General features: G+C 71.6%; 19 protein-coding genes and 1 tRNA gene. 17 read left to right on the top strand and 3 right to left on the bottom strand.

What is annotated here, in order from left to right:
* The first annotated feature begins 42 nt into the window (after positions 1-42).
* Positions 43-115, top strand: a tRNA-Asn gene (locus tag F0U47_RS14680).
* A gap of 62 nt (positions 116-177) precedes the next feature.
* Here F0U47_RS14680 and wrbA read toward each other — a convergent pair.
* Positions 178-786 (bottom strand): NAD(P)H:quinone oxidoreductase type IV, encoded by a 609-nt coding sequence (gene wrbA, locus F0U47_RS14675; protein WP_149751228.1) that lies wholly within the window; start codon positions 784-786, stop codon positions 178-180.
* Between the two features lie 150 nt (positions 787-936).
* Here wrbA and sigJ point away from each other — a divergent pair, with 150 nt between their 5' ends.
* Entirely contained in the window at positions 937-1,872 is a 936-nt protein-coding gene (gene sigJ / locus F0U47_RS14670; protein WP_149751227.1) for an RNA polymerase sigma factor SigJ, read from the top strand.
* Positions 1,873-1,898: 26 nt separating this feature from the next.
* Here sigJ and F0U47_RS14665 read toward each other — a convergent pair whose 3' ends face one another.
* The gene (locus F0U47_RS14665) at positions 1,899-3,107 is read right to left on the bottom strand and encodes a PucR-like N-terminal domain-containing protein (RefSeq protein WP_188111372.1); all 1,209 of its coding nucleotides are present in this window, start codon (positions 3,105-3,107) and stop codon (positions 1,899-1,901) included.
* A gap of 239 nt (positions 3,108-3,346) precedes the next feature.
* Between F0U47_RS14665 and F0U47_RS14660 the strand changes: the two genes are divergently transcribed.
* The 15 genes from F0U47_RS14660 (at position 3,347) to F0U47_RS14585 (ending at position 20,750) form a co-directional block, all read left to right on the top strand.
* Positions 3,347-5,647 carry an ATP-binding protein gene (locus F0U47_RS14660; protein ID WP_149751225.1) on the top strand — a complete coding sequence of 767 codons (2,301 nt, stop codon included), beginning with the start codon at positions 3,347-3,349 and terminating at the stop codon, positions 5,645-5,647.
* 121 nt (positions 5,648-5,768) lie between these two features.
* Positions 5,769-6,962, top strand: a complete 1,194-nt coding sequence (locus tag F0U47_RS21285; RefSeq protein ID WP_188111371.1) for an Ig-like domain-containing protein — start codon at positions 5,769-5,771, stop codon at positions 6,960-6,962.
* Between the two features lie 383 nt (positions 6,963-7,345).
* Positions 7,346-9,049 carry an Ig-like domain-containing protein gene (locus F0U47_RS14650; RefSeq protein WP_149751224.1) on the top strand — a complete coding sequence of 568 codons (1,704 nt, stop codon included), beginning with the start codon at positions 7,346-7,348 and terminating at the stop codon, positions 9,047-9,049.
* A 113-nt stretch (positions 9,050-9,162) separates the two neighbouring features.
* Positions 9,163-9,765, top strand: a complete 603-nt coding sequence (locus F0U47_RS14645) for a hypothetical protein (RefSeq protein ID WP_149751223.1) — start codon at positions 9,163-9,165, stop codon at positions 9,763-9,765.
* Positions 9,762-10,529: a hypothetical protein gene (locus F0U47_RS14640; protein ID WP_149751222.1), complete on the top strand. Its 768-nt coding sequence runs from the start codon at positions 9,762-9,764 to the stop codon at positions 10,527-10,529. Before F0U47_RS14645 ends, F0U47_RS14640 begins: the two co-directional genes overlap by 4 nt.
* A 145-nt stretch (positions 10,530-10,674) precedes the next feature.
* Positions 10,675-12,420: an ABC transporter permease gene (locus F0U47_RS22600; protein ID WP_438362075.1), complete on the top strand. Its 1,746-nt coding sequence runs from the start codon at positions 10,675-10,677 to the stop codon at positions 12,418-12,420.
* Between the two features lie 2 nt (positions 12,421-12,422).
* A complete protein-coding gene (locus F0U47_RS14625) occupies positions 12,423-13,241 on the top strand; it encodes an MlaE family ABC transporter permease (RefSeq protein WP_149751221.1) in 819 nt (272 codons plus the stop codon).
* Positions 13,238-14,356 carry an MCE family protein gene (locus F0U47_RS14620; protein ID WP_149751220.1) on the top strand — a complete coding sequence of 373 codons (1,119 nt, stop codon included), beginning with the start codon at positions 13,238-13,240 and terminating at the stop codon, positions 14,354-14,356. The genes F0U47_RS14625 and F0U47_RS14620 overlap by 4 nt, the downstream gene beginning before the upstream one ends.
* Positions 14,353-15,378 carry an MCE family protein gene (locus F0U47_RS14615; protein ID WP_149751219.1) on the top strand — a complete coding sequence of 342 codons (1,026 nt, stop codon included), beginning with the start codon at positions 14,353-14,355 and terminating at the stop codon, positions 15,376-15,378. The genes F0U47_RS14620 and F0U47_RS14615 overlap by 4 nt, the downstream gene beginning before the upstream one ends.
* Positions 15,378-16,400, top strand: a complete 1,023-nt coding sequence (locus tag F0U47_RS14610; protein WP_149751218.1) for an MCE family protein — start codon at positions 15,378-15,380, stop codon at positions 16,398-16,400. The genes F0U47_RS14615 and F0U47_RS14610 overlap by 1 nt, the downstream gene beginning before the upstream one ends.
* The gene (locus tag F0U47_RS14605; RefSeq protein ID WP_149751217.1) at positions 16,397-17,431 is read left to right on the top strand and encodes an MCE family protein; all 1,035 of its coding nucleotides are present in this window, start codon (positions 16,397-16,399) and stop codon (positions 17,429-17,431) included. Before F0U47_RS14610 ends, F0U47_RS14605 begins: the two co-directional genes overlap by 4 nt.
* A complete protein-coding gene (locus tag F0U47_RS14600) occupies positions 17,428-18,546 on the top strand; it encodes an MCE family protein (protein ID WP_149751216.1) in 1,119 nt (372 codons plus the stop codon). Before F0U47_RS14605 ends, F0U47_RS14600 begins: the two co-directional genes overlap by 4 nt.
* Positions 18,543-19,634 (top strand): MlaD family protein, encoded by a 1,092-nt coding sequence (locus tag F0U47_RS14595; RefSeq protein WP_149751215.1) that lies wholly within the window; start codon positions 18,543-18,545, stop codon positions 19,632-19,634. The genes F0U47_RS14600 and F0U47_RS14595 overlap by 4 nt, the downstream gene beginning before the upstream one ends.
* Positions 19,635-19,638: 4 nt before the next feature.
* Positions 19,639-20,241, top strand: coding sequence for a hypothetical protein (locus tag F0U47_RS21280; RefSeq protein ID WP_188111370.1), 603 nt, complete (start codon positions 19,639-19,641; stop codon positions 20,239-20,241).
* Entirely contained in the window at positions 20,238-20,750 is a 513-nt protein-coding gene (locus tag F0U47_RS14585) for a hypothetical protein (RefSeq protein WP_149751214.1), read from the top strand. Before F0U47_RS21280 ends, F0U47_RS14585 begins: the two co-directional genes overlap by 4 nt.
* Positions 20,751-20,923: 173 nt before the next feature.
* Here F0U47_RS14585 and F0U47_RS21275 read toward each other — a convergent pair.
* A partial coding sequence (locus F0U47_RS21275; RefSeq protein WP_188111369.1) for an HNH endonuclease signature motif containing protein occupies positions 20,924-22,272 on the bottom strand: 1,349 nt, incomplete at its 5' end.

The following is a 22,272-nucleotide window of genomic DNA, read 5'->3' as shown; positions in this document are numbered from 1 at the left end:
CTTGCTAACCTGTGCGGGCTGTCCGGCAGTGCCGGGCGCTGATCCCCTGTAGCTCAACTGGCAGAGCATTCGGCTGTTAACCGGAGGGTTGTTGGTTCGAGTCCAACCGGGGGAGCAGAGAGAAGGGCCCCTGACCTGCATCGCCAGGTCAGGGGCCCTTCTGCTTTGTCGCAGGGGTCAGGCCGCACGTCCGACGATGAGCGCCGCAGCGATGTCGACGGCGCGCCGGGCCTGGAACGCCGCCGCCTCCAGGGCGACCTCGTCCGGGGGGCCGTCGCCGGAGACGTGGGAGGCGCCGTACGGATTGCCGGACCGGAGCTGGACGGGGTCGGCGTAGCCGGGTGGGACGAGGATGCCGCCCCAGTGGTAGAACACGTTGGCCAGCCCGAGGAGCGTGCTCTCCTGCCCGCCGTGCGCGGTGTTCGATGCCGTGAAGGCCGAGCAGACCTTGTCGGCGAGCCTGCCCTCCTGCCACAGGGGACCGGTGCTGTCGATGAACGCCTTGAGCTGGCTGGAGGGTGTGCCGAATCGGGTGGGGGTTCCGAACAGCAAGACGTCGGCCCAGGCCAGGTCCTCGAGGGCCGCCTCGGGGATGTCGGCGGTGTCCCGGCGGTGCTGCTCCCACGCCGGGTTCGAGCTGATCGCGGCCTCGGGGGCCAGCTCGGGAACCCGGCGCAGGCGCACCTCCGCACCTGCCTTCTCGGCGCCCTTTGCGGCGGCCTCCGCCAGTGCGTGCACCGTCCCGGTGGCGCTGTAGTAGATGATCGCGGCCTTCACTTGCTCCATGGTCGCTTCCTTCCTCTCCACGTCTCCGGTTTGCAGGTACGACGACGCAGCCCCCGGGAGTGTGAGGCGCGCGCCTCACATCTCGGCGGTCTACCTCGTCGGAGAGGTGCGGCAAGATCGAGAAGATGAGACCGAGGAGCTGCCGACAAGATGACCACCGCACCCAGTCCGGAGGAGCACCCGCCCGACGGGAGCCTGACCGCGCTCGTGGGTGAGCGGCGCCACCTGATCAACCTCGCCTACCGGCTGCTGGGCTCGTTCGCCGATGCCGAGGACGTGGTCCAGGAGACCTACGCCCGCTGGTACGCCATGTCGCCCGGCCAGCGCGATGCCGTGGAGTCTCCCGGGGCCTGGATGACCAAGGTCGCCAGCCGGATCTGTCTCGACCTGCTACGGTCGGCTCGCGCCCGACGGGAGAGCTACGTCGGCGAGTGGATCCCCGAACCACTCCCCGACCGCGCGGCATGGGTCAGCGGCCGACCTGGCAGCGCGCCCGAGGACCCGGTCGACCGGGTCACGCTCGACGAGTCGATCACCATGGCCTTCCTGGTGGTGCTCGAGTCGATGACGCCGGCCGAGCGGGTCGCGTTCGTGCTCCACGACGTGTTCGGCTACCCGTTCGCCGACGTCGCCGAGATCGTCGGCCGGACGCCCGGGGCTTGTCGACAGCTGGCCTCCTCGGCCCGCCGTCGGGTCGCCTCGGTCCACGCTCAGCGGACACCGGGCCCGCAGCTGGCCGAGACCGTCAGCAGGTTCAAGCAGGCATGGGAGGACAGGGACGTCCCGGCCCTCGTGAGCATCCTCGACCCGGACGTCACCGCCGTCGCCGACGGTGGCGGGCTCGTCAGCGCGATGCTCGTCCCGATCGAGGGAGCCCCGCTGGTGGCGCAGACGCTCGTCGAGATCGCCGCGAGGGAGCCTGGGATGACGATCCGGGAACGGCGGGTGAACGGACTGCCCGGTCTCGTCGTGCAGCGGGACGACGTCGTCGAGACGGTGCTGGCGTTCGAAGGCGCGCATGGCCGGATCAGGAGCATCTGGGCCGTGCGGAACCCCGAGAAGCTCCGAAGGTGGGCACCGGCCTGACGGCAGGGTCGATCCGGTCTCGGTCCTCAGTCCTCGTGGCCGGCACGCCACAGGGCGAGGCTCGAGCGCAGTGCCAGCAGCAGCGTGAGTGACTCGGAGGAGTCGATGAGGTCGCCGAACATCTCGCGCAGGCGGCGCAGCCGGTAGCGCACCGTCTGCGGGTGGACGTCGAGCTGCTCGGCCAGCGCGGGCGCGCTGCCGTGGGTCTCGAGGTAGAGCAGCAGCGTCTCGGACAGCACCTGCCGGCTCCGCTCCGGCTCTCGCATGAGCGGCGCCAGGTGGCGCTCGATGACCAGCTGCCGCAGCAACGGCTCGGCGTGCAGCCACAGCGTGGCGACGTGGTCGGAGCACTGCAGCACCGGGTCGGCCGGCAGCACGCCGAGCTCGCGCAGCTCGAGCGCCCGGGACGCCCATCGCGCGCCGTCCGCGGTGTCGTGGACCGAAACGGACCAGCTCACCGCGACGGGCAGGCCGGCGAACGCCGCCCGCACCCGTGTCAGGACGCCCTGGGCGTGGCTGGCCGCGGTGATCACAGTGGTGACCGGCTGGTCCACCTGGACCAGCGCGGTGTCCGGCAGCCCTGCCACGTCCGGCAGGTCGGCGCCCGCCGGCGTGCCGACGGCGATCACCTGGACCGACTGGGGAAGTCGCCAGCCGGTCGACGCTGCCAGCTCCTCGAGGTTCGCCGACTGCGCCCCCGACAGCAGGGCGGCGATGAGCGGGCCGCGCCAACGTGCCGCGTCCTGCTGCAGCTCGCTCTGGGCACCGAGGTAGCCGATCGAGATCTGCCGCTCGAGGTTGTCGATGTGGGCGAAGAGCAGGTCCCCGAGCCGCCCGAGGACCCCGTCCGGCACCTGCAGCTCGCGGCACCGGCGATGGATGACATGCCACGAGCTGCGCGCGGCGATCAGCATGATCGCCCGCAGGTTCTCCAGGGAGTTGCCGTGGAGCGCTTCCTGACGGCCGACGTCCTGGAACAGCGCCTCGATGTCCGGTCGCCGGCCGGGCCCGTTCTCGAGGATCTCGATGAAGCTCGTGATGCCTGCCCGGATCGGTTCCTGGAGGATCGCCAGGAGGTCCTCGCGATGGCGGTTCCGGAACGGGGAGATCCGGTCCTGGATCACCCCGGTCATCTGGTCGGTGAGCGGCTCCGTCAGGGACCTCGCCACCCGGGCGATCTCCGGCGGCAGCGCGAACGCGCCGCTTCCCGAGCGTTGTCCGAGTGGAGCCTCCACTCGCGTGCCGGTTCGTGCCGATGGCTGCAGCGTCACAATCATTTCCCACCCCTGAGGGCGGCACCCGAGACCGGTGCCACCGCGATGCGTACGAGCGGACGCCGCCGGCGCCGCTACCTCCCGTTGTGACGGAGGGTTTCATCGCACGCCCCTATGTGCCATCGGGGTAAATGCGTAAACTCGCGGCCCGGGAGACGTACGTAGGGTCGGGAGGACCTCGGTATGGCGATGGGGGCGCGATGACGACGACGCCGGAGCCACTGCCCGTCGAGGTGACGACGTACGTCGGACGCGAGTCCGAGACTGCAGAGCTCCGGAGGCTGATCGACGTCTCGTCGATCGTCACCCTCACCGGCCCGGGCGGTGTCGGCAAGACCCGCCTCGCCTCCCGCGTTGCTGCCGCCGTCGCCGACCAGTTCGCCGACGGCGTCCTGTTCGTCACGCTGGCCGACCTGCGGGAAGGCGCGCTGCTGGCGAGCACCGCGGCCGAGGCGGTGGGCGTCGCCGACCGCTCCACCCGGTCACCGCTCGACCTCGTGGTGTCCGAGCTCCGGGATCGCTCGGTGCTGCTGGTCCTCGACAACTGCGAGCACCTCGTCGAGGAGTGCGCCGCCCTCGTCGACACCCTGGTGAGGGCGTGTCCCGGCCTCGTCGTGCTCGCCACCAGCCGGCAGTCGCTCGGCGTCGAGGGCGAGCGGATCCTGCCGGTCCGGCCACTGAGCATTCCGGAGCCGGGCGAGGCGACCGGCCGCCTGCTGGAGTACGACGCCGCCCGGCTGTTCGTCGACCGGGCCACGGCCGTCGTCCCCGACTTCGCGATCACCCCCGAGAATGCCGAGGACGTCGTGCGCCTCTGCCACCAGCTCGACGGGCTGCCGTTGGCGATCGAGCTGGCCGCGGTGCGACTCCGTGCCCTGTCTGTCCGCCAGGTGTGCGAGCGGCTCGACCGCCAGTTCACCCTCCTCAAGGGGCCCCGCCGGATCGGGCCGGCCCGGCACGAGACGTTGCGCGGCCTCATCGACTGGAGCTACGAGCTGTGCAGCGCGCAGGAGCGCCTGCTGTGGAAGCGGCTCTCGGTGTTCGCTGGCAGTGTCTTCCTCGACGCCGCGGAGGCCGTCTGCAGCGGCGACGGCCTCGAGACGGACGAGATCCTCGACGTCATCGACGGCCTCATCGACAAGTCGATCCTGCTGCGGGTCGAGCAGGCGGGCATCGTCCGCTTCCGGATGCTCGAGACGGTGCGGCAGTACGGCCAGGACCGGTTGCGGGACGCGGACGACCTGTCCCACTGGCAGCGGCGACACCGCGACTTCTACGTCGGGCTCACGGCGCAGTTCGCCGCCGAGTGGGTCGGCCCCGACCAGGCCGCGTGGATCGAACGCCTCGGCCGCGAGCACAGCAACCTCCGGCTCGCCCTGGACTTCTGCGCCCAGGACCCCGCGGAGGCCGCCATCGGCATGGAGATGGCCCACTCGTTCAAGGAGTACTGGGTGCTGCGCGGTTTCAACACCGAGGGCCGCATCCAGATCAGCAAGCTCCTCGAGGTCGCCGCGCCGAACGCGCCCGGCCGGGCCAAGCTGATGTGGAACTACGCCTTCCTCGCGATCGTCCAGGGCGACGAGCCCGCCTACGAGGTCGCGCTGGCGGAGGGCAAGCAGCTCGCGGCCGCGAACGGCGACGACCTGGCGGCGGCGTACTGCCAGCACGTCGAGGCCTACCACGCCCTGATCGGCAACGACATGCCGACCGCGGTCGACCTGTTCGGCCGGGCGGCCCGGAGCCTCCACGAGCTCGGTGACCTGGGCGGTGAGCTGTGGTCGACCTACAACTTCGGCATCGCGCTCGCGCTCAACGGCGACCTCGACCGTGGCCGCGCCGTCCTGCGCGAGTGCATCGACGAGTACGCCGCGCGCGGCGAGTGGTTCTGGCGGTGCTGGGCGTTGTGGTCCCTCGGCGCGGCGGAGTACCTCGCGGGAGACCTCGTCGAGTCCCGCAAGCTGTGCGAGGTGGTGCTGCGCCGTCAGATGGAGCTGCGTGACCGCGCGATCATCGCCTTCGCCCTGACCGTGCTGTCCGGCGTGGCCGCGCGCACCCTCCACGACCGCCGCTCGGCGCGCTTGTTCGGGGCGGCCGCGACCGTCTGGCGGTCGTTGGGCACCTCGCCCCGCCGCTACGGCGCGTTCGCGCCGCAGGTCGAGAACGACACCGCGGAGGTCACCGGGCGGCTCGGGTGGGACACCGCCGCCGAGGAGTTCACGGTCGGGGCCGAGATGACGCTGACGGAGGTCCTCGAGTACGCCCTCACGAGCTGGGACGACGAACAGCTCGATGCTCCGCCCGCCAGCCCGCTGACCCCGCGGGAGCAGCAGGTCGCCGAGCTGGTCGCCCGTGGGATGACGAACCGCGAGATCGCGGACGAGCTGGTCATCGCGCAACGCACCGCGGAGACGCACGTCGAGCACATCTTGTCGAAGCTCGGCTTCAACAACCGCTCGCAGGTGGCGAGCTGGGTCACCGAGCGCCGGGCCACAGTCACCTAGGTCGCAAGAACGGATCTCGGTTCGGTAAAGGTCGACGGTCCGTCGACCGCTGCGTGGCCGCTGCCGGCCCGCCCTCGAAAGGGTGGTCCCACATGTCCGCAGAGCCGGGAGAGGGAGATTCGTGGGATTCACCAAGCAGGCCAGACGAGGGTTGGCCGTCGTTGCCGCAGGGGGGCTCGGTGCCGGATTGCTCGTCGGGTCGGGCGTCGCGCCCGCGTCCGCGGCAGCGACCCTGACCCTCGACTACACGTGCACGTACCCGTTGATCAACCAGCAGGACCTGACCGTGGACATCACGGTCGACCTGCCGGCAGAGGCCGAGGTGGGCGTCCCCACCGCGCCGTTCGACATCGAGGCGGTCAGCACTGTCAGCGCGACCACCACCTCGGGTCTGGCACTGATCGGCGCCAAGACCATCGAGGGCACGGCGATCTCGCACGTCAACGTGCAGGCGCCGCAGGTCAACCTGCCCGACGTCCAGGTGCCGGTCACGATCCCGCAGACGCCGGTCCCGGCCTCGGGGGCGTTCGACATTCCCGCCACCGGCCAGACCCCGTCGCTGACCTTCCCCCAGGTGGGTCAGGGCACCATCGACATCGGCAACCTCGACCTGCGGATGATCGCCCGCAACTCCTCCGGCGAGCCGATCGCGCTGCCCGGCGGCCACCCGGACGGCTCGTTCGACGCCCCGTGCACCGTCGAGCCCGGACAGGACCAGCGGCTGGCGACGTTCCCCATCGTCGGCGACCCGGGGTCGAACACGGCTCCGGACGCCACCGATGTGGCGGGCACGACCACGGCGAGCAAGTCGGTCGTGCTGACGCTGGCGGGGTCGGACGCCGACGGTGACCCGCTGACCTACGCGGCGGCCGACGGCGCGAACGGCTCCGTCTCACTCGCGGGCGACGTGGCGACGTACACGCCGGACGACGGCTTCGTCGGCACCGACACCTTCACCTACACCGTCTCCGACGGCGTGGCCGAGGCAAGCGCGAGCGTGACCGTCGAGGTGGCGAAGGCGCCCACGACGACCAAGGCGACCCCGGCGCGGAAGCGCGCCAAGATCGGCAAGCCGATCAAGGTCAAGGTCGTGACCACGGCGCCGGCGCTGACGCCGACGGGCAAGGTCACGATCAAGCGCAAGGGCAAGGTCGTCGCGAAGGGCACGCTCTCCGAGGGCCAGGCGGTGCTGACGATCCCGCGCAAGGTCACCAAGCGGCTCAAGCGGGGCAAGGCGACCTTCGACGTCAAGTACGCCGGGTCCGCCGTCGCCACGCCGAGCGCCGCCGAGCTCACGGTGAAGATGGTCCGCTAGCCCAGTTCTCGGGGCCGGCAGCGCGCTGCTGCCGGCCCCGACCGGGCCCGCTCGGCGGCGTCGCTCCACGCCACCGGACGACAGGCCCTCCCCAGTCAGGCCCGCAATCCGTGCGATCACCCCCCTGTCCACGGATTGCGGGCCTGACGCCATGTCCGGCGCTGGCAGGCACGATCCCCGCCCGGCGTGAGCGTGATGACAAGTCACCAGCGGCCCCAGGAGCGGTCCGCTCACCCCCGTCGCAAGCGGCGATCTCGTTTCGGTAACGAACGACCGGGACCGCACCGGTTCGTTGCGGCCCTCTCGGAGCTGGTCGAACTGTGTGCCACGCCGGGCGGTTCTCGGCCGGCACCAACCAACCTGAGTACGGGAGAAGGAACATCATGGGAATCACCATGCGGCCCAGGAGGGCACTGGCACTCGCTGCCTCGAGTGCGCTCGGGGTGGGCTTGCTGGCCGGGGCTGGGGCATCGACCCCGGCGAGTGCCGCGCCCGCCAACATCACCCTCAACTACACCTGCGTCTACCCGCTGATCAACGGCCAGGACCTGACCGTGGCCATCGAGGTGGCGCTGCCGGACCAGGCAGTGGCCGGCGAGCCGACCGCCCCGTTCGACATCGAGGCGATCAGCACCGTCAGCGCGAACACGACCTCGGGCCTCTCCCTGATCGGTGCGAAGACGATCGAGGGCAAGGCGATCTCGCACGTGAGCGTGCAGGCGCCCCAGGTCAACCTGGCCGACGTCCAGGTCCCGGTCACCGTCGCCAAGACCCCGGTCCCGGCCTCGGGTGCGTTCGACATCGTGGCGACCGGTCAGACCCCCTCGCTGACCTTCCCGGAGGCGGGTGAGGGCGTCATCAACATCGGCGCCCTGGACCTCAACATCATCGCCCGCAACGCGGCCGGTGAGCCGATCGCGCTCCCCGGCGGCAAGCCGGACGGCTCGTTCGACGTCCCGTGCACGCTGAAGCCGGGCCAGGACACCGAGCTCGCCCGGTTCCCGATCGTGGGGGACTCCGGCGACAACACCCCGCCGACCGCGACCAACGTCTCGGCGACCGCCACCACCGCCACCGCGGTGCAGATCCCGCTCAAGGGACAGGACGCCGACGGTGACCCGCTGACCTACACCGTCAGCACCCCGGCCCACGGCACCGCCACCGTGAGCGGCTCGACCGCGACGTACAAGTCAGCCGCCGGCTACACCGGCGCCGACTCGTTCACCTACACCGTCTCCGACGGCCAGGACACGGCGACCGCGACCGTCAACGTCACCGTGAGCGGCTCGACGCCCACCAACAACCCGCCGAAGGCGGACCCGGTGAGCGCCACCACGCCGAAGGACACCGCGGTCTCGATCCCGCTCAAGGGCAGTGACCCCGACGGTGACACCCTCACCTACACCGTGACCGCTCCGGCGCACGGTACGGCGACCGTCGCCGGCTCGACCGCGAACTACAAGCCTGCTGCGGGATACGTCGGCTCCGACTCGTTCACCTACAAGGTGGCCGACGGCAAGGGCGGCACCGCGACCAACACCGTGAGCGTCACCGTGACCGGTGGCAGCACGGGCGGGATCAACTACAAGTTCGCGCTCACCGGCAGCTCGTTCATCAAGGCTGCGAACGGCAACGTCCCGCTGAAGGGCTCGATCAACGCCAACTTCGACCTGGCCACGGGCAGGTACGACGCCGACCTCGTCCTCAACGACACCGCCGGGTCGTTCAAGGTGATGGGCTTCCTGCCCGCCACGGCGAAGATCGGCTTCCAGCAGGTCGGCAAGACCAAGGGCAGCCTGACCGGCGGGCACCTGGTCTCGAACTCGTCGATGTACGTCGTGCTCAAGTCGGTCAGCCTCTGGGGCTTCCCGGTCGGTGGCGGTGCGAACTGCAAGACGGTGACCCCGGCTGCGATCAAGCTGGACTCGAAGGCCGACCCGTTCAACCCGCTGGTGGGCGGACCGATCGGCGGCACCTACACGCTGCCGGCGCTCAACGACCAGTGCGGCCAGTTCGGGTCGATGATCAGCACCTTCATGGCCGGTCCCGGCAACACCATCACGGCGAAGCTCACGCCGAACAACTGAGATCGAAGTAGCTGACCCCTGCTCGGGTGGGGAACGCAGCAATCGCGGTCGCGTCGTCGCCGGTAGGCGACGGCGCGACCGCACCGCATCGAACGGACGGGCAGGAACCGATGATGACGAAGACCGATCCACGGGGGAGAGTGGCGGCTGCGACAGTGGGGCTGGCAGCGGTGCTGTCGCTCACCGCCTGCGGCGGCGACGACCAGAAGACCGAGAGCTCGGGGGAGCCGCCCGCCGAAGCGGCCACCGAGGTGGCCCCGGTGGACCCGGTGGTGGAGTGGGCGGACGGGATGTGCGCCACGGTGGCGCAGACCGCCACCGCCCTGGAACCGCCGCAGATCGACGAGTCCGACGTCGCGGGCGCGCTCGGCGTCCTCTCCGGGATGTTCGCGACGATGGCCGACCAGCTGGAGCAGCAGCATGCGGACCTGACCGGCCTCGAGGCGCCTCCCGGCGACCGCGAGCGGTCGGCATACCGGACGGCGCTGCGCCACCTCGACGAGGCGGGCCGCGTCGCCCGCCGGGTCGGCAGGTCGTTGGCAGGCTCGGCCGCCCATCCGCCGGCGACCATCCGGAAGGCGTTCGCCGCGACCGGCGGGCTCCAGGTCGACGGCGCCGACTACCCGGGGTTCGTGCTGGACCTGGCCGGCCTCAGCAAGCCGTTGATGTCGGCGATCCGCGAGGCGCCGTCCTGCGCCGACGTTGCGCCGCTGTGAGCAGCCGACGGTCCCGCTGGGCGCGGGGTGCGGCCGTGATGGCCCTGTGCGGAGGGGTGGGCCTCAGCGCGTCGGAGGCGTCCGGGGACGACGGGCTGCCGCCGCCGCAGGACGGCCAGCTCAGCGGCTCCGTCGCGTCCTCGGGGCGGGGCGAGATCGCCGTCGGGCGCCAGTGGTTCCGGCTCCCGCGCCTCGCCCTGTGGGCGAACATCGGCAACGCCGACGACGGAGCGGACCCGCCGAACGTGCGGGCCGAGGTCTACATCATGTCGCCCTCCCGCAGCACGCACCGGTACGGCGAGGGTCCGGAGTTCGGCGTGCGGACGCTCGCGTTCGGCCTGATCCCGGCAGAGGCGACGGTGCAGATCGCCCAGGTCCGCGACGGGCAGTTCCCGGAGCCGTGGGTGGTCGGCGGGGGACCGGTCCTCGGCGAGGGCGACCACGTCATGGAGGGCCGTGCCGAGATCCGGATCACCGGCCTCGCCCTCGACGGCCGGGCAGTCGCCGACCTGACCGGCGTGTGCCGCGCGCCCGTCGACCTGCGCCTCGAGGCGGGGCCGGGCTACCTCCCGTACCAGGGCGGAGAGCTGAGCGGCGCGATCGACGTCCCGGCGTTCCGCGGGTGCGGCAGCCCGCACCTCGACCGGCTGGTCACGTCGATGGTGTCCGGGCCTGACAACGAACTCACCGTCCGGCAGGGGCCGATCTCCATCGGCAAGCCGTGGCCGGACACGACGCCGCCGACCTACCCGCTGGACCGCTGATGGGCGCTGTGCCCGCGGTCACAAGGGGCGGTAACGGTTCGGTAACGCGGGGTGTCCCGGCGGGTGCCCGCGTTGCCGGTCACCCGGCCGCCGACGAGTCTCACCGCAGGGAGTCGGAGTCCGGGAACGACAGGGGAGGGGCAGCGTGGGCGCGAGCGTGCACGTCGAAGGGCTGACGAAGACGTTCGGCCGGCAGAACATCTGGCGGGACGTGAGCTTCGAGCTTCCCGCGGGCGAGATCACGGCGCTCCTCGGGCCCTCGGGCACCGGCAAGTCCGTGCTCCTCAAGGCGCTGATGGGCCTGGTCACCCCCGAGGCCGGCTCGGCCGTGATCGACGGCGTCGACGTCGTCACGGCCTCGCAGGCCGAGCTCGAGGGGGTACGACGCGGCATCGGCGTCCTGTTCCAGGACGGCGCCCTGTTCGGGTCGATGACCCTGCGGGACAACGTCGCCTTCCCGCTGCGGGAGCACACCCGGATGACCGAGGCGGAGATCCGGGCGAGGGTCGGCGAGAAGCTCGACCTGGTCGGCCTCCTCGGCGCCGAGCACAAGCTCCCCGGCGAGGTGTCGGGCGGCATGCGCAAGCGGGCCGGTCTCGCGCGCAGCCTCGTCCTCGAGCCCGAGCTGGTGTTGTGCGACGAGCCCGACAGCGGGCTCGATCCGGTCCGGACGGCGTTCCTCGCCCAGCTGCTGGTCGACGTCAACGCCCAGACCGACGCGACGGTGCTGGTGGTCACCCACAACATCGACATCGCCGCCACCCTGCCCGACAACCTCGGCATGCTCTTCCGCAAGGAGCTCGTGATGTTCGGGCCCCGGGAGGCGGTCCTCACGACTGACGACCCGACCGTCGTCCAGTTCCTCCACGGCGGCATCCACGGCCCGATCGGCATGGCCGAGGAGGCCGACCGCGGTCGCCACGTGCTCCGACCGACGGCGAGGTTCTACGCGTGCGCCGAGACGCTGGCTCCCCAGCTCGTGTCGTCCCCCGGTCTGCCCGACCGGGTGGGCGCCGCCCGGCACGCCGCCCGGGTCCGTGCCGCGGGCGACGTCGACGCGCTCGTCGTACGACAGCCGCCGCCGGACGTCGAACGTCCCGACCCGCCGCTGCCGCCGTCGTACGGACCGGTGCTGCGCGGGACGCGCAACGTCGGGTCGCTCTACGCGCTGGCGCTCGACGTCATCCGGCTGATGCTGACCCGCCGCCCGCGGTGGCGCGAGGTGCTCGAGCAGTTCTGGTTCGTCGCGAGCGTCTCGATCCTGCCGGCGGCGCTGGTGGCGATCCCGTTCGGCGCGGTCATCGCGCTCCAGCTCGGCACGCTGACGGTGCAGATCGGCGCGCAGTCCTTCACCGGCGCGGCCAGTGTCCTCGCGGTGATCCAGCAGGCGTCGCCGATCGTCACCTGCCTCGCGATCGCCGGGGCCGGCGGTGCTGCCATCTGTGCCGACCTCGGCGCGCGCACGATCCGCGAGGAGATCGACGCGATGAAGGTCCTCGGGATCTCGCCGGTGGAGCGACTGGTCGTGCCGCGCGTGGTGGCGGCGATGGGCGTCGCCGCGCTGCTCAACGGGCTCGTCTCGGTGGTCGGGGTCGCGGGCGGCTACGTGTTCAACGTCGTGGTCCAGGGCGGCACGCCGGGGGCGTACCTCAGCAGCTTCACGGCGCTGGCGCAGATCGCCGACCTCTTCGTCGGTGAGATCAAGGCCCTCATCTTCGGCTTCCTCGCCGGCGTCGTCGCCGCCCACTGCGGGCTCAACCCGGCGCCGGGGCCGAAGGGGGTCGGCGACGCCGTGAACAAGGCGGTCGTCGTCACCTTCCTCCTGCTCTTCTTCGTCAACTTCGTGGTCACGACTCTCTACCTCCAGATCGTCCCGGCGAAGGGGGCGTGAGCATGCGGGCGCTCCTCCTCCGGCCGGTCGCCGCGATCGCCGACCTCGGCAGCGAGCTGCGGTTCCACGCACGCGCGCTCGCCTGGGTGCCCGGCGCGCTGCACCGCTACCCGAGGGACGTCGTCCGGGTGCTGGCGGACGTCACGTTCGGCTCCGGCGCGCTCGCCGTGATCGGCGGCACGATCGGGGTGATGGTGGGCATGAGCCTGTTCACCGGCACCGTCGTCGGGATGCAGGGGTACGCCGCCCTCAACCAGATCGGCGCGTCCGTGCTGAACGGCTTCATCTCGGCCTACTTCAACACCCGCGAGATCGCCCCGCTGGTCGCGAGCCTCGCGTTGTCCGCCACGGTCGGCTCCGGGTTCACCGCGCAGCTGGGTGCGATGCGGATCTCGGAGGAGATCGACGCACTCGAGGTGATGGCGGTCCGCAGCGTTCCCTACCTGGTGACCTGCCGGATCATCGCCGGGTTCGTCGCCGTTATCCCGCTCTACGTGATCGGCCTGCTGACGTCGTACCTCGGCTCGCGCGCGATCACGGTCTACTTCTACGGCCAGTCCGCCGGGACCTACGACCACTACTTCGGGCTGTTCCTGCCGCCGATCGACATCCTGCTTTCCTTCGCGAAGGTTCTCGCGTTCGCGGTGATCGTGATCATGATCCACTGCTACTACGGCTTCCACGCCACCGGCGGGCCGGCCGGCGTCGGGCGCGCGGTGGGACGGGCGGTACGACGCACCATCGTCACCGTCGCCGTGCTCGACTTCGTGCTGTCGCTCGCACTGTGGGGCACGACGACAACCGTGAGGATCGCCGGATGAGGCGCGGTGTCGACATCGTGCTGGGCTTCGCCTACATCGGCATCGGGCTCCTCGTCCTGGCCGGCTCGATGGCGGCCTACCAGAAGGTCTTCACCGACGACGTCCGCGTGCTCGTCGAGGCGGGCGACATCGGCAACGCCCTGCGTCCGGGATCGGAGGTGAAGTACCTCGGTGTCCCGGTCGGTACGGTCGACGACATCCGGCCGACCGCCGACGGCGCGACCCTGGTCCTCGACATCGAGTCCGACCGCGCCGGGACGATCCCGCGCGCCGCGGTCGTGCGGATGGTGCCCGAGACGCTCTTCGGCGAGCGGTACGTCAGCATCGTGCAGGAGGGCGCCGACGACGAGACCGGCCTGAGGGACGGCGACGTGCTCCGGCAGGACGCCTCCGACGAGGCGCTCGCGGTCGAGCACGTCTTCGACTCGCTGCTCCCCGTGCTCACGGCGGTCGAGCCGGCCGAGCTCAACGCCGCGCTCAGCGAGCTCGCCTCCGCGCTCCGCGGGCAGGGCGCGGCCCTGGGCGACGCGATGGTCGAGTGGGGCGACTACCTCCGGCGCCTGAACCCCGAGGTGCCGGCACTCACCCGCGGGCTCGACCGACTCGCGGAGGTCGCGGACACCTACGCCGAAGCGGCCCCGGACCTGCTGGCGGCGATGGACGACCTGTCCGTCGTCAGCCGCACCGTGGTGGAGCGGCGCGAGGCGCTGGAGGAGCTCTTCGGCACGGTGACCGGGGCGGCCGGCACGACGACCGGCTGGCTCGCACCCGAGGTAGGGACCATCGTCGGGCTGTCGGAGCAGAGCCGTGCGGTGCTCGAGGTCCTCGCCCACTACGCACCCAGCTTCCCGTGCCTGGGGCGAGCGCTGACGGATCTGATCCCGCGGACCGACGCCGCGCTCGGAGCGGGCACGGACGAGCCGGGACTCCACGTCGAGCTGTTCGTCGTACCTGCGCGCAGTCCCTACGGGGCGGGCGACAGCCCGGCGCTGTCGCCGGGAGCGCCACCGCGGTGCCCCAGCACGGGTGGCAGCACGGACCCGGCGTACGCCGCGCTCCCGGCGTGGACGCCGCTGATCGCGGGACCGCTCAGCACGCCGGAGGGTGCGCGATGAGCGCGGGCAGCAGCTCCGTCCTCGGACCCCTCTGGAAGAGCGCGGTCTTCATCGTGACGACCACGCTGGCCACCGCGGTGCTCGCGTTCACCATCCTCAACGGCAGCGCGGCGCCCGGCACGACGTACCGGGCGGTGTTCGTGGAGGCACCCAGCCTCAACGCGGGCGACGACGTGCGGGTCGCCGGCGTGCGGGTCGGTCAGGTGACCGAGGTCGAGATCGTGGACCGCCGGCTCGCGCAGGTGACGTTCACCGTCGACACCGCGGTCGACCTGAGGTCCGACGTCGAGGCCGAGATCCGGTTCCGCAACCTGATCGGCCAGCGCTACCTCGCGCTCGAGCAGGGTACGGCGACCGGCGACCTCGAGCCGGGCTCGACGATCCCGGTCGAGCGGACCCGGCCGGCTCTCGACCTCACCCAGCTCTTCAACGGCTTCCAGCCGCTGTTCCGGCTGCTGTCGCCCGAGGACGTCAACGAGCTGTCGTTCCAGGTGATCCAGGTGCTGCAGGGCGACGGTACGACGATGGCGGGCCTGCTGCGGCACACGGCCGGCATCACCTCGACCCTCGCCGACCGCGACGAGGTGATCGGCGAGGTCATCACCCAGCTCTCGCGCGTGCTCGAGACCGTCGACAGCCGCAGCGACGACCTGCGAGGCCTCGTCACGTCGCTGCAGCAGCTGGTGTCCGGGCTGGCCGGCGACCGCGACAGCATCGGCGACGCCGTCGAGTCGATGGGGCACGTGACCGAGGGTCTCGGTGGCCTCCTGGCCGGGAGCCGGGTGCCGATCGGGCGGACCATCCGCGGCCTGGACGGGCTCGCAGGCAACCTGGTGGCGGCCGAGGCCGACCTCGACCGCATCTTCGAGAACCTGCCCCGGAAGCTCGAGGCCGTTGGCCGCACCGCGAGCTACGGGTCGTGGGTCAACTTCTACCTCTGCTCCGTCGGTGGCGCGATCCCCGACGTCGAGGGCTACGAGGGCGGCAAGGGTGCCGACGCCGGCGCGGAGAGGTGCAGGTGATGAGGTCCTTCAGCGAGCGGAACCCCGCGTGGATCGCGGTGGTCGGCACGGTGCTGCTGGTCGCCGGGTTCCTGGCGACGTTCTACTCCGAGTCGCTGCCGGTGATCGGGCGCGGCACGACGTACACGGCGCACTTCGCCGAGGCCGCCGGACTCACGACGTCGAGCGAGGTGCGGGTCGCGGGCGTCAAGGTCGGCAAGGTCACCGACGTACGCCTCGACGGCACGGAGGTCGTGGTGGCCTTCACCGTGAAGGACGCCTGGCTGGGCGACCGGACCAGCGCGGCCATCAAGATCAAGACGCTGCTCGGGCAGAAGTACGTCGCGCTCGAGCCGGACGGCGAGGAGGAGCTCGACCCGGACGACCCGATCCCGCTGGAGCGCACGACGGTGCCGTTCGACATCGCCGAGGCCACGAGCGGGCTCGCCACCAACCTGGAGGAGATCGACGTCGAGCAGCTCGCCGACAGCTTCCGCGCGATGAGCGCCTCCTTCGAGGACACCCCGGCGGACGTCCGCGCGATGCTGGACGGACTGTCGGGGCTGGCGAAGACGATCTCCAGCCGCGACGAGGAGCTGGCGACGCTGCTGAGAAGCATGCGGAGCGTCTCCGGGACCATGGCCGACCTCGACGGGGAGGTCGAGGACCTGCTCGTCGACGGTGACCTGCTGCTCACCGAGCTGGACGCGCGTCGCGACGCGATGAGGCTCCTGCTCCGTGGCACACGGCAGCTCTCGCGCCAGGTCGTCGGCGTCATCGGCGACAACGAGGAGGTGCTCGCGCCCGCGCTGGCCAAGCTCGACCGCGTCTCGCGGATCCTCCAGCGCAACGAGGACCACATCGACGAGGCGCTGCGGCTCCTCGGGCCGTACTACACGCTGCTGACCGACGCGACGGGCTCCGGCCCGTGGGTCGACGGTTACCTCTGCGGCCTCTTCACCGAGGTCGACGGGGTGCAGCGACCGCACCTCGACCCCGACCGGCAGCGCAACTGCCACCCGGAAGGGGGTGGGGGCCGATGACGCGCCTCACGGGAGCCAGGATCCGGGCCGCCGGCGCAGCCGTCGCGCTCGTGGCGGTCCTCGCCGGGCTGCTCGTGCTCCGCGCCAGCACGGACCAGGAGCCGATGCGCGTCACCGCGGAGTTCGAGAGCGCGGTCGGTCTCTACGCCGGCTCGGACGTCCGGGTCCTCGGGGTGAAGGTCGGCAAGGTCACCGGCGTCCACCCGGACGGCGACCTGGTGCGCGTCGAGCTCGAGATCGATGCCGAGGTGGCAGTGGCGGCCTCCACCCATGCCGTGATCGTCGCGCCGACCCTGGTCAGCGACCGCTACGTGCAGCTCTCGGAGCCGTGGACCGACGGCCCGCGGTTGGAGGCGGGTACGACGATCCCCACTGCCCGCACCGCCGTGCCGGTCGAGGTCGACCAGCTCTACGAGAGCCTGGACCAGGTCGTGTCCCTCCTCGGCCCCGAGGGGGCGAACCGCGACGGGGCGCTGTCGGAGCTGATCTCCGTCGGCTCCGAGAACCTCGGCGGCAACGGCCGCCGGATCCGCCAGGTGCTCGCCGACCTCGGGGCGGCGACCGGGACTCTGTCCGACTCCGGTGCCGACACCTTCGCCATCGTCGACAACCTCGACCGGTTCGCGCGGGTGCTCCTGGCGAACGACGGCCACGTCGCGGACGTCGACCGGCAGCTCGCCCGCGTCACCCGGACGCTGGCCACGGACCGGCGCGTGATGCAGGACGGCCTGCGCCACCTCGCGGTCGCGGTGGGCCTCGTCGAGCGCTTCATCGAGGACAACCGCGGGCACATCGACACCTCTGTCCGCGAGCTGGGTGCCACGGTCGACCTGCTCGTGCAGCGCGAACGGTCGCTCGCACAGATGCTGGCCGTCGCTCCTGTGACCGTCCAGAACGTGCTCCGTTCCTACGACGCGGGCAGGCGGCTGCTGGTCGGGCGGGGCAACCCCAACGACGTCACGCTCTGGGACCCCGGCACCGCACGCCTGCCGCTGCCGCTCTCACCGCCGCGAGAGGAGGGCGCCGGATGAGCCGCCCGCGCACACCCGCCCTTCGTCGTACGCTCGCCGCGGTCGTCGCCGGCGCGACGATCGCACTGCCGGTGACCGGCTGCGGCGTGACCGGCGGCGTCTACGAGATGCCGCTCCCCGGCGGCGCCGACCTCGGCCAGCGGCCGATGACGATCACCGCCGAGTTCGGCGACGTCCTCGACCTGGTGCCGCACTCGGGAGTCAAGCTCGACCACGTCGACGTCGGCGAGGTCACCGCGATCGACCTCGCCCCCGACGGACGGAGCGCCGTGGTCACCCTGCGCATCCGGGGGGACCTCGGCCTCTCCGCCGACACCAGCGCACGAATCCAGCAGACGAGCCTGCTGGGGGAGAAGTACGTCGCGCTCGAGCCGGGCGACAGCGCGGACGCCCTGGCCGACGGCGCCCGGCTCGAGCGGCTCCGCACGTCGCAGGCGGTCGGCGCGGAGGAGGTGCTCGGAGCCCTCTCGGCCCTGCTCAACGGTGGCGGCATCGCCCAGTTCCAGACCATCTCCCGCGAGCTGCAGGCGGTCGGCGGTGGCCGCACCGACGGCGTCCGTGCGTTCCTGGAGGAGATGGGTGACCTCGTGGGCAGCCTCGACCGGCGGCGTACGTCGATCACCGACGCCATCGACGGCCTGCACGCGCTCAGCACGTCACTCGACGACAACCGCGCGCAGATCGACCGGGTGCTCACCGACCTGACGCCGGGCATCGAGGCGCTCGCCGACCAGCGCAGCGAGCTCGTCGGGATGCTCGAGGCGCTCGACCGCCTCAGCGTCGTGACCCTCGACGTGCTCGACCGGGCCGGCGACGACATCGCCGCCGATCTCGACGCGCTGGCACCCGTCCTGGACCAGCTGGCACGGACCGGCCGGGACCTGCCGCTCTCGCTCGAGGTGCTCCTGACCTTCCCGTTCACCGATGCCGTCTTGGAGGCGGCGCGCGGCGACTACCTGAACCTCTACGTCACGCTCCACCTCAGCAGCACCGGGTTCCTCTCCCAGCCCGACGACAGGTGGCCGTATCGCACCGACGCCGACCCCGTGCCGCTGCTCTTCGAAGCGCCGCCCGAGGACCAGCCGACCGAGCCGACTCCGGAGGTGTCGGGATGAGCGCGCTCCGGCTCCGGTTGCAGATCACCGCGTTCGTCGTGATCGCGGCGCTCGGCATCACCTACGTCGCTGCGACGTACGTCGGCGTACCCCGCCTCGTCGGCCTCGCCGGTTACCACGTGACGGTCGAGATGCCGCGGGCCGGCGGGCTGTTCCAGAACGCCGAGGTGACCTACCGCGGCGTGCCGGTGGGACGGGTCGAGGAGATGCGCGCCGGACCCGAGGGGGTCCGCGCCGAGGTGGTGATCACCTCCGACATCGACATCCCCCGCGCCGTGGAGGTCCTCGTCCGGACCAGGTCGGCGATCGGCGAGCAGTACCTCGACCTCCGGCCGACCGAGGCAGGTGGTCGTTCCCTGGTGGACGGGGACACGCTGACCGTCACGGAGGAGCGGCTGCCGATCCCGCTCGAGGACCTGATGGGCGACCTGGTGGCGTTCAACGAGTCCGTCCCGACCCGCGACCTGCGGCGCGTGGTCACCGAGCTCTACGACGCCACCCAGGGGACCGGTGACGACCTGCGGGTGCTGCTCGACGCCTCCTCGGGACTGGTGCGGCACGCCAGCGACGGCTTCGCGGCGACGTCGTCGCTGATCCACAAGGGCGAGGCGGTGCTCCGGACCCAGGTCGAGAACTCCGACCACATCCGGTCGTTCAGCGCGGACCTGCGCCTGATCGCGGAGACCCTGGCCGCCTCCGACCGGTCCATCGACGACCTGATCAGTAGGGCGCCCGGCGCTGCGCGGCAATTCGGCCGTCTGATCACCGAGATCGGCGCTCCGCTCTCCGGCCTGTTCGGCGACCTGCTGACGCTCAACGGTGTGCTCGCGAGCCGGCGCGCGGAGATCGCGGACGTGCTCGGGCGTGCGCCGTACGTGATCGACGCGTACTCCTCCGCCCTCCAGGGCGGCTTCCTCCGGATGGGGCTCGTCGCCAACGTGACCGACCCGGTCCCGTGCACCACCGGCTACGGCGAGACCGCGCGCCGCGAGGGCCTGGAGACGTCCGATGGCCGGCTGCGCACCGACGTGCGCTGCCAGAGCCCGTTGGTGCGCGGAGCCAGCGGCGCACCGAACGACGAGAGGTGAGGACATGACGGTAGAGGTCGAAGCTCGCGCGGACGCGCTGGCGGACCGGAAGGTGGTGACGGTCCGTCGCCGGGGCAGCGAGACGGCCGACGGTGCGGCGATCCGGCGGTGGCGCCACCGGGCGTACGCTGCGGCTGTTCTGGCCCTCGCTGCGGGAGCCGTCCTGCTCTGGCAGGGCGCCCGCCCCGACGCCGTACCGACGGACACGGCGCACGCCGCGGAGACCCGGGACCAGGTGCTGATCGCAGCCAGTGCGGCGGTGGAGACACTCAACACCCTCGACCACCGCGACGTCCCGGGCGGGATCGACGCGTGGGAGTCGGTGACCACGGGCGGGCTGGGCGACCAGATCGAGGGCATCGGCGAGAAGGAGGTCGTGGCGCTCGCCAAGGCCGGGGCGGTGTCCACCGCGCGGGTGGTCGAGGCGGCCGTCGTCGAGCTCGACGTCTCCGCAGGCAGCGCCGAGGTCCTCGCGTTCACCGAGGTCACCGTGACGCCGCGGTCCGGTGCAGACGCGATCGATCGGCATCGATACGTCGTCGAGCTGCAACGTGTCGACGAGCGGTGGCTGGTGACGGCGCTGACGCCGATGGAGCTGGAGCGATGAGCACCCTGCAGGGGCTGCGTACCGCCACGGCCGTGCTGGTCGGCGCCGCTGTCGCCGCGATCGCGACCGTCCTGGTCGCCCCGCCCTCGTCGGTACCCTCGCCGTCCGACCGCCTCAACGTCGCCGTCGTCGACGCGGACGCGACGGCCGAGGTCGTCACGGCCGTCGAGGACGGGCTCGGGCGGATCCTCGTCTATGACTACCGCCACCCGCATCGCGCCGAGAAGCCCGCTGCGTCGTTCCTGACGGGTGCGGCCTCCGAGCAGTATCAGCAGATCTACGACGTCCTCGCCGCCGTCGGTCCACGCCAGAAGCTGATCCACCGATCGACGGTGTCCCGGGTCGGGGTGCAACGACTCACGGGCTCGTCGGCCGAGCTCCTGGTGTTCCTCGACCAGGAAACGGTCCGCACCACCGACGGCTCGGTCAACCGGGCGCCGGCACAGATCCGGGTCGAGGCGGTCCGGACCGATGACGGGTGGCGGGTGTCGTCGATCGAGCTGCTCTGAGCGCTGCGGGCGGCTGTGCTTGGCTGCGCCTTTCGTGGGTGCCGCGCGGTGGGTGGGGCGGCACCGACTGCAGCCACCGCGCGAGACCCACGCGGCTCCGGCTCCTCGGATGAGGGATGGGTCTCGGGGCATGCCGACAGCCCCGCCTCTCGGCGGGGTGTGGGGCGTGGTGGCTACTGGTCGGGCGGAGCCGAGCTGAGGTCGTGGGTGCCGGTGGGGTCGACGAGCCATTGTCCGGTGGGTCCGGTCCACAGGTAGGTGCCCGGGGTGAGCATCCGGTAGGTCATTCGGCCGGCGGTCTTGAGGCGGTGGTGGCCGCGGCACAGTGGGGCGAGGTTGCAGGGGCAGGTCGCGCCGCCGTCGGCGTGGGCTCGGATGTGGTCGAGGTCGCAGCGTGAGGTCCGGTTGGTCGGGCTTGTCGAGATCGTGCAGTGGGGGAAGACGCAGTGGTGGTCGCGCAGGGTGACCTGGCGTCGGATCCGGTCGGGGATCTCGTAGGAGTCGACGGGCTGGTGGCCGGCCAGGTCGAGGACCGGGCGGACGACGACGTTCGTGCCGGGCGCACTGATCCATCGCTTGATCTGCTCGGCGGAGATTGGGGTGCGGGTGTTTGCGAACCGGGCGACGTTGTTGGTCGAGCTTGTCGAGACCTCGGTCGCTGAGAGGTGGAGGACGAGCTCGACCTTGCGACCGGGGACGGTGCGGGTGGTCTCCCCGGTGTCGGGGTCGGCGATCTGGAGGTCCAACGCGAGGTCGTGGCGGGCGAGCTCACCGGCCGCGATCGACCTTCGGACGTCGAGGGTCTCCTGGCAGCCGAGCTGGCCGAGGACCTTGGCCCGGCGGGCGATGGCGTGTTCCAGGTCGAGGGCGTCGGCTGCGTCGAGCAGCCCGGAGACGTGGGCGACGCCGTCGTAGCCGACCTGGGCGAGGTCGATGTCGAAGTGCCGGTGGTCCTGCGCCTCCCGGCGCTTCTCCTCAGCGGTTTCCGGGTCGAACCTGGCCAGGGCTTCCTCGACGAGCCGGTCGACCTGGGCCCAGGTGATCCCGTGGGCGAACGGGGCGAGGTGGCGGTCCACGAATCCGGCGGCGTCTTCGGGGAGGGTGCGGGTGGTGTCGGCGACCCGCAGCGCCTTCCACACCGGCACCCGACCCTCCAGCACCCGTGCCCAGGTCTTCGGCAGCCGGTAGGCGAGCTCGACGACCTGCCCGACGTAGGAGCGCCCCGAGTCCAAGGACCGGCCGAGGAGCGCGGCGAGCTCCATGACCGCGAAGTCCGAGACCAGCGGCTCGCCGGGGCCGGCGACCGGGAGGCCGGTGTCCAGGCCACGCTCGGTCAACGTCGCGGCGTCACCGGACTCCTCATCCACGACGTGCTCGCCGGCCCATTCGGCGATCGCGCGAAGCGTGGCGATCTCCCGCTCCGCGATAACGGTGCGGTGGGCGCGGATCCAGGCCAGCAGCTCCTCCGACCTCGACCCGTCGGCCGGGTGGAGGAGAGAGGCGGTCCCGAGATCCATGACGC

The organism is Nocardioides antri, from assembly GCF_008373765.1.
Lineage (GTDB): Bacteria > Actinomycetota > Actinomycetes > Propionibacteriales > Nocardioidaceae > Nocardioides > Nocardioides antri.
Note: the sequence above shows the minus strand (reverse complement) of the source record. Positions and strands in the feature narration are given on the sequence as shown.

Bases quoted from the DNA above. Each gene is read 5' to 3' on its own strand.
- wrbA (WP_149751228.1), bottom strand. From the start codon at position 786: ATGGAGCAAGTGAAGGCCGCGATCATCTACTACAGCGCCACCGGGACG.
- F0U47_RS14660 (WP_149751225.1), top strand. From the start codon at position 3,347: ATGACGACGACGCCGGAGCCACTGCCCGTCGAGGTGACGACGTACGTC.
- F0U47_RS21280 (WP_188111370.1), top strand. From the start codon at position 19,639: ATGACGGTAGAGGTCGAAGCTCGCGCGGACGCGCTGGCGGACCGGAAG.
- F0U47_RS14620 (WP_149751220.1), top strand. From the start codon at position 13,238: ATGAGGCGCGGTGTCGACATCGTGCTGGGCTTCGCCTACATCGGCATC.
- F0U47_RS14610 (WP_149751218.1), top strand. From the start codon at position 15,378: ATGAGGTCCTTCAGCGAGCGGAACCCCGCGTGGATCGCGGTGGTCGGC.
- F0U47_RS14585 (WP_149751214.1), top strand. From the start codon at position 20,238: ATGAGCACCCTGCAGGGGCTGCGTACCGCCACGGCCGTGCTGGTCGGC.
- F0U47_RS14605 (WP_149751217.1), top strand. From the start codon at position 16,397: ATGACGCGCCTCACGGGAGCCAGGATCCGGGCCGCCGGCGCAGCCGTC.
- F0U47_RS14650 (WP_149751224.1), top strand. From the start codon at position 7,346: ATGGGAATCACCATGCGGCCCAGGAGGGCACTGGCACTCGCTGCCTCG.
- F0U47_RS14625 (WP_149751221.1), top strand. From the start codon at position 12,423: ATGCGGGCGCTCCTCCTCCGGCCGGTCGCCGCGATCGCCGACCTCGGC.
- F0U47_RS14615 (WP_149751219.1), top strand. From the start codon at position 14,353: ATGAGCGCGGGCAGCAGCTCCGTCCTCGGACCCCTCTGGAAGAGCGCG.
- F0U47_RS14595 (WP_149751215.1), top strand. From the start codon at position 18,543: ATGAGCGCGCTCCGGCTCCGGTTGCAGATCACCGCGTTCGTCGTGATC.
- F0U47_RS14600 (WP_149751216.1), top strand. From the start codon at position 17,428: ATGAGCCGCCCGCGCACACCCGCCCTTCGTCGTACGCTCGCCGCGGTC.
- F0U47_RS14645 (WP_149751223.1), top strand. From the start codon at position 9,163: ATGACGAAGACCGATCCACGGGGGAGAGTGGCGGCTGCGACAGTGGGG.
- sigJ (WP_149751227.1), top strand. From the start codon at position 937: ATGACCACCGCACCCAGTCCGGAGGAGCACCCGCCCGACGGGAGCCTG.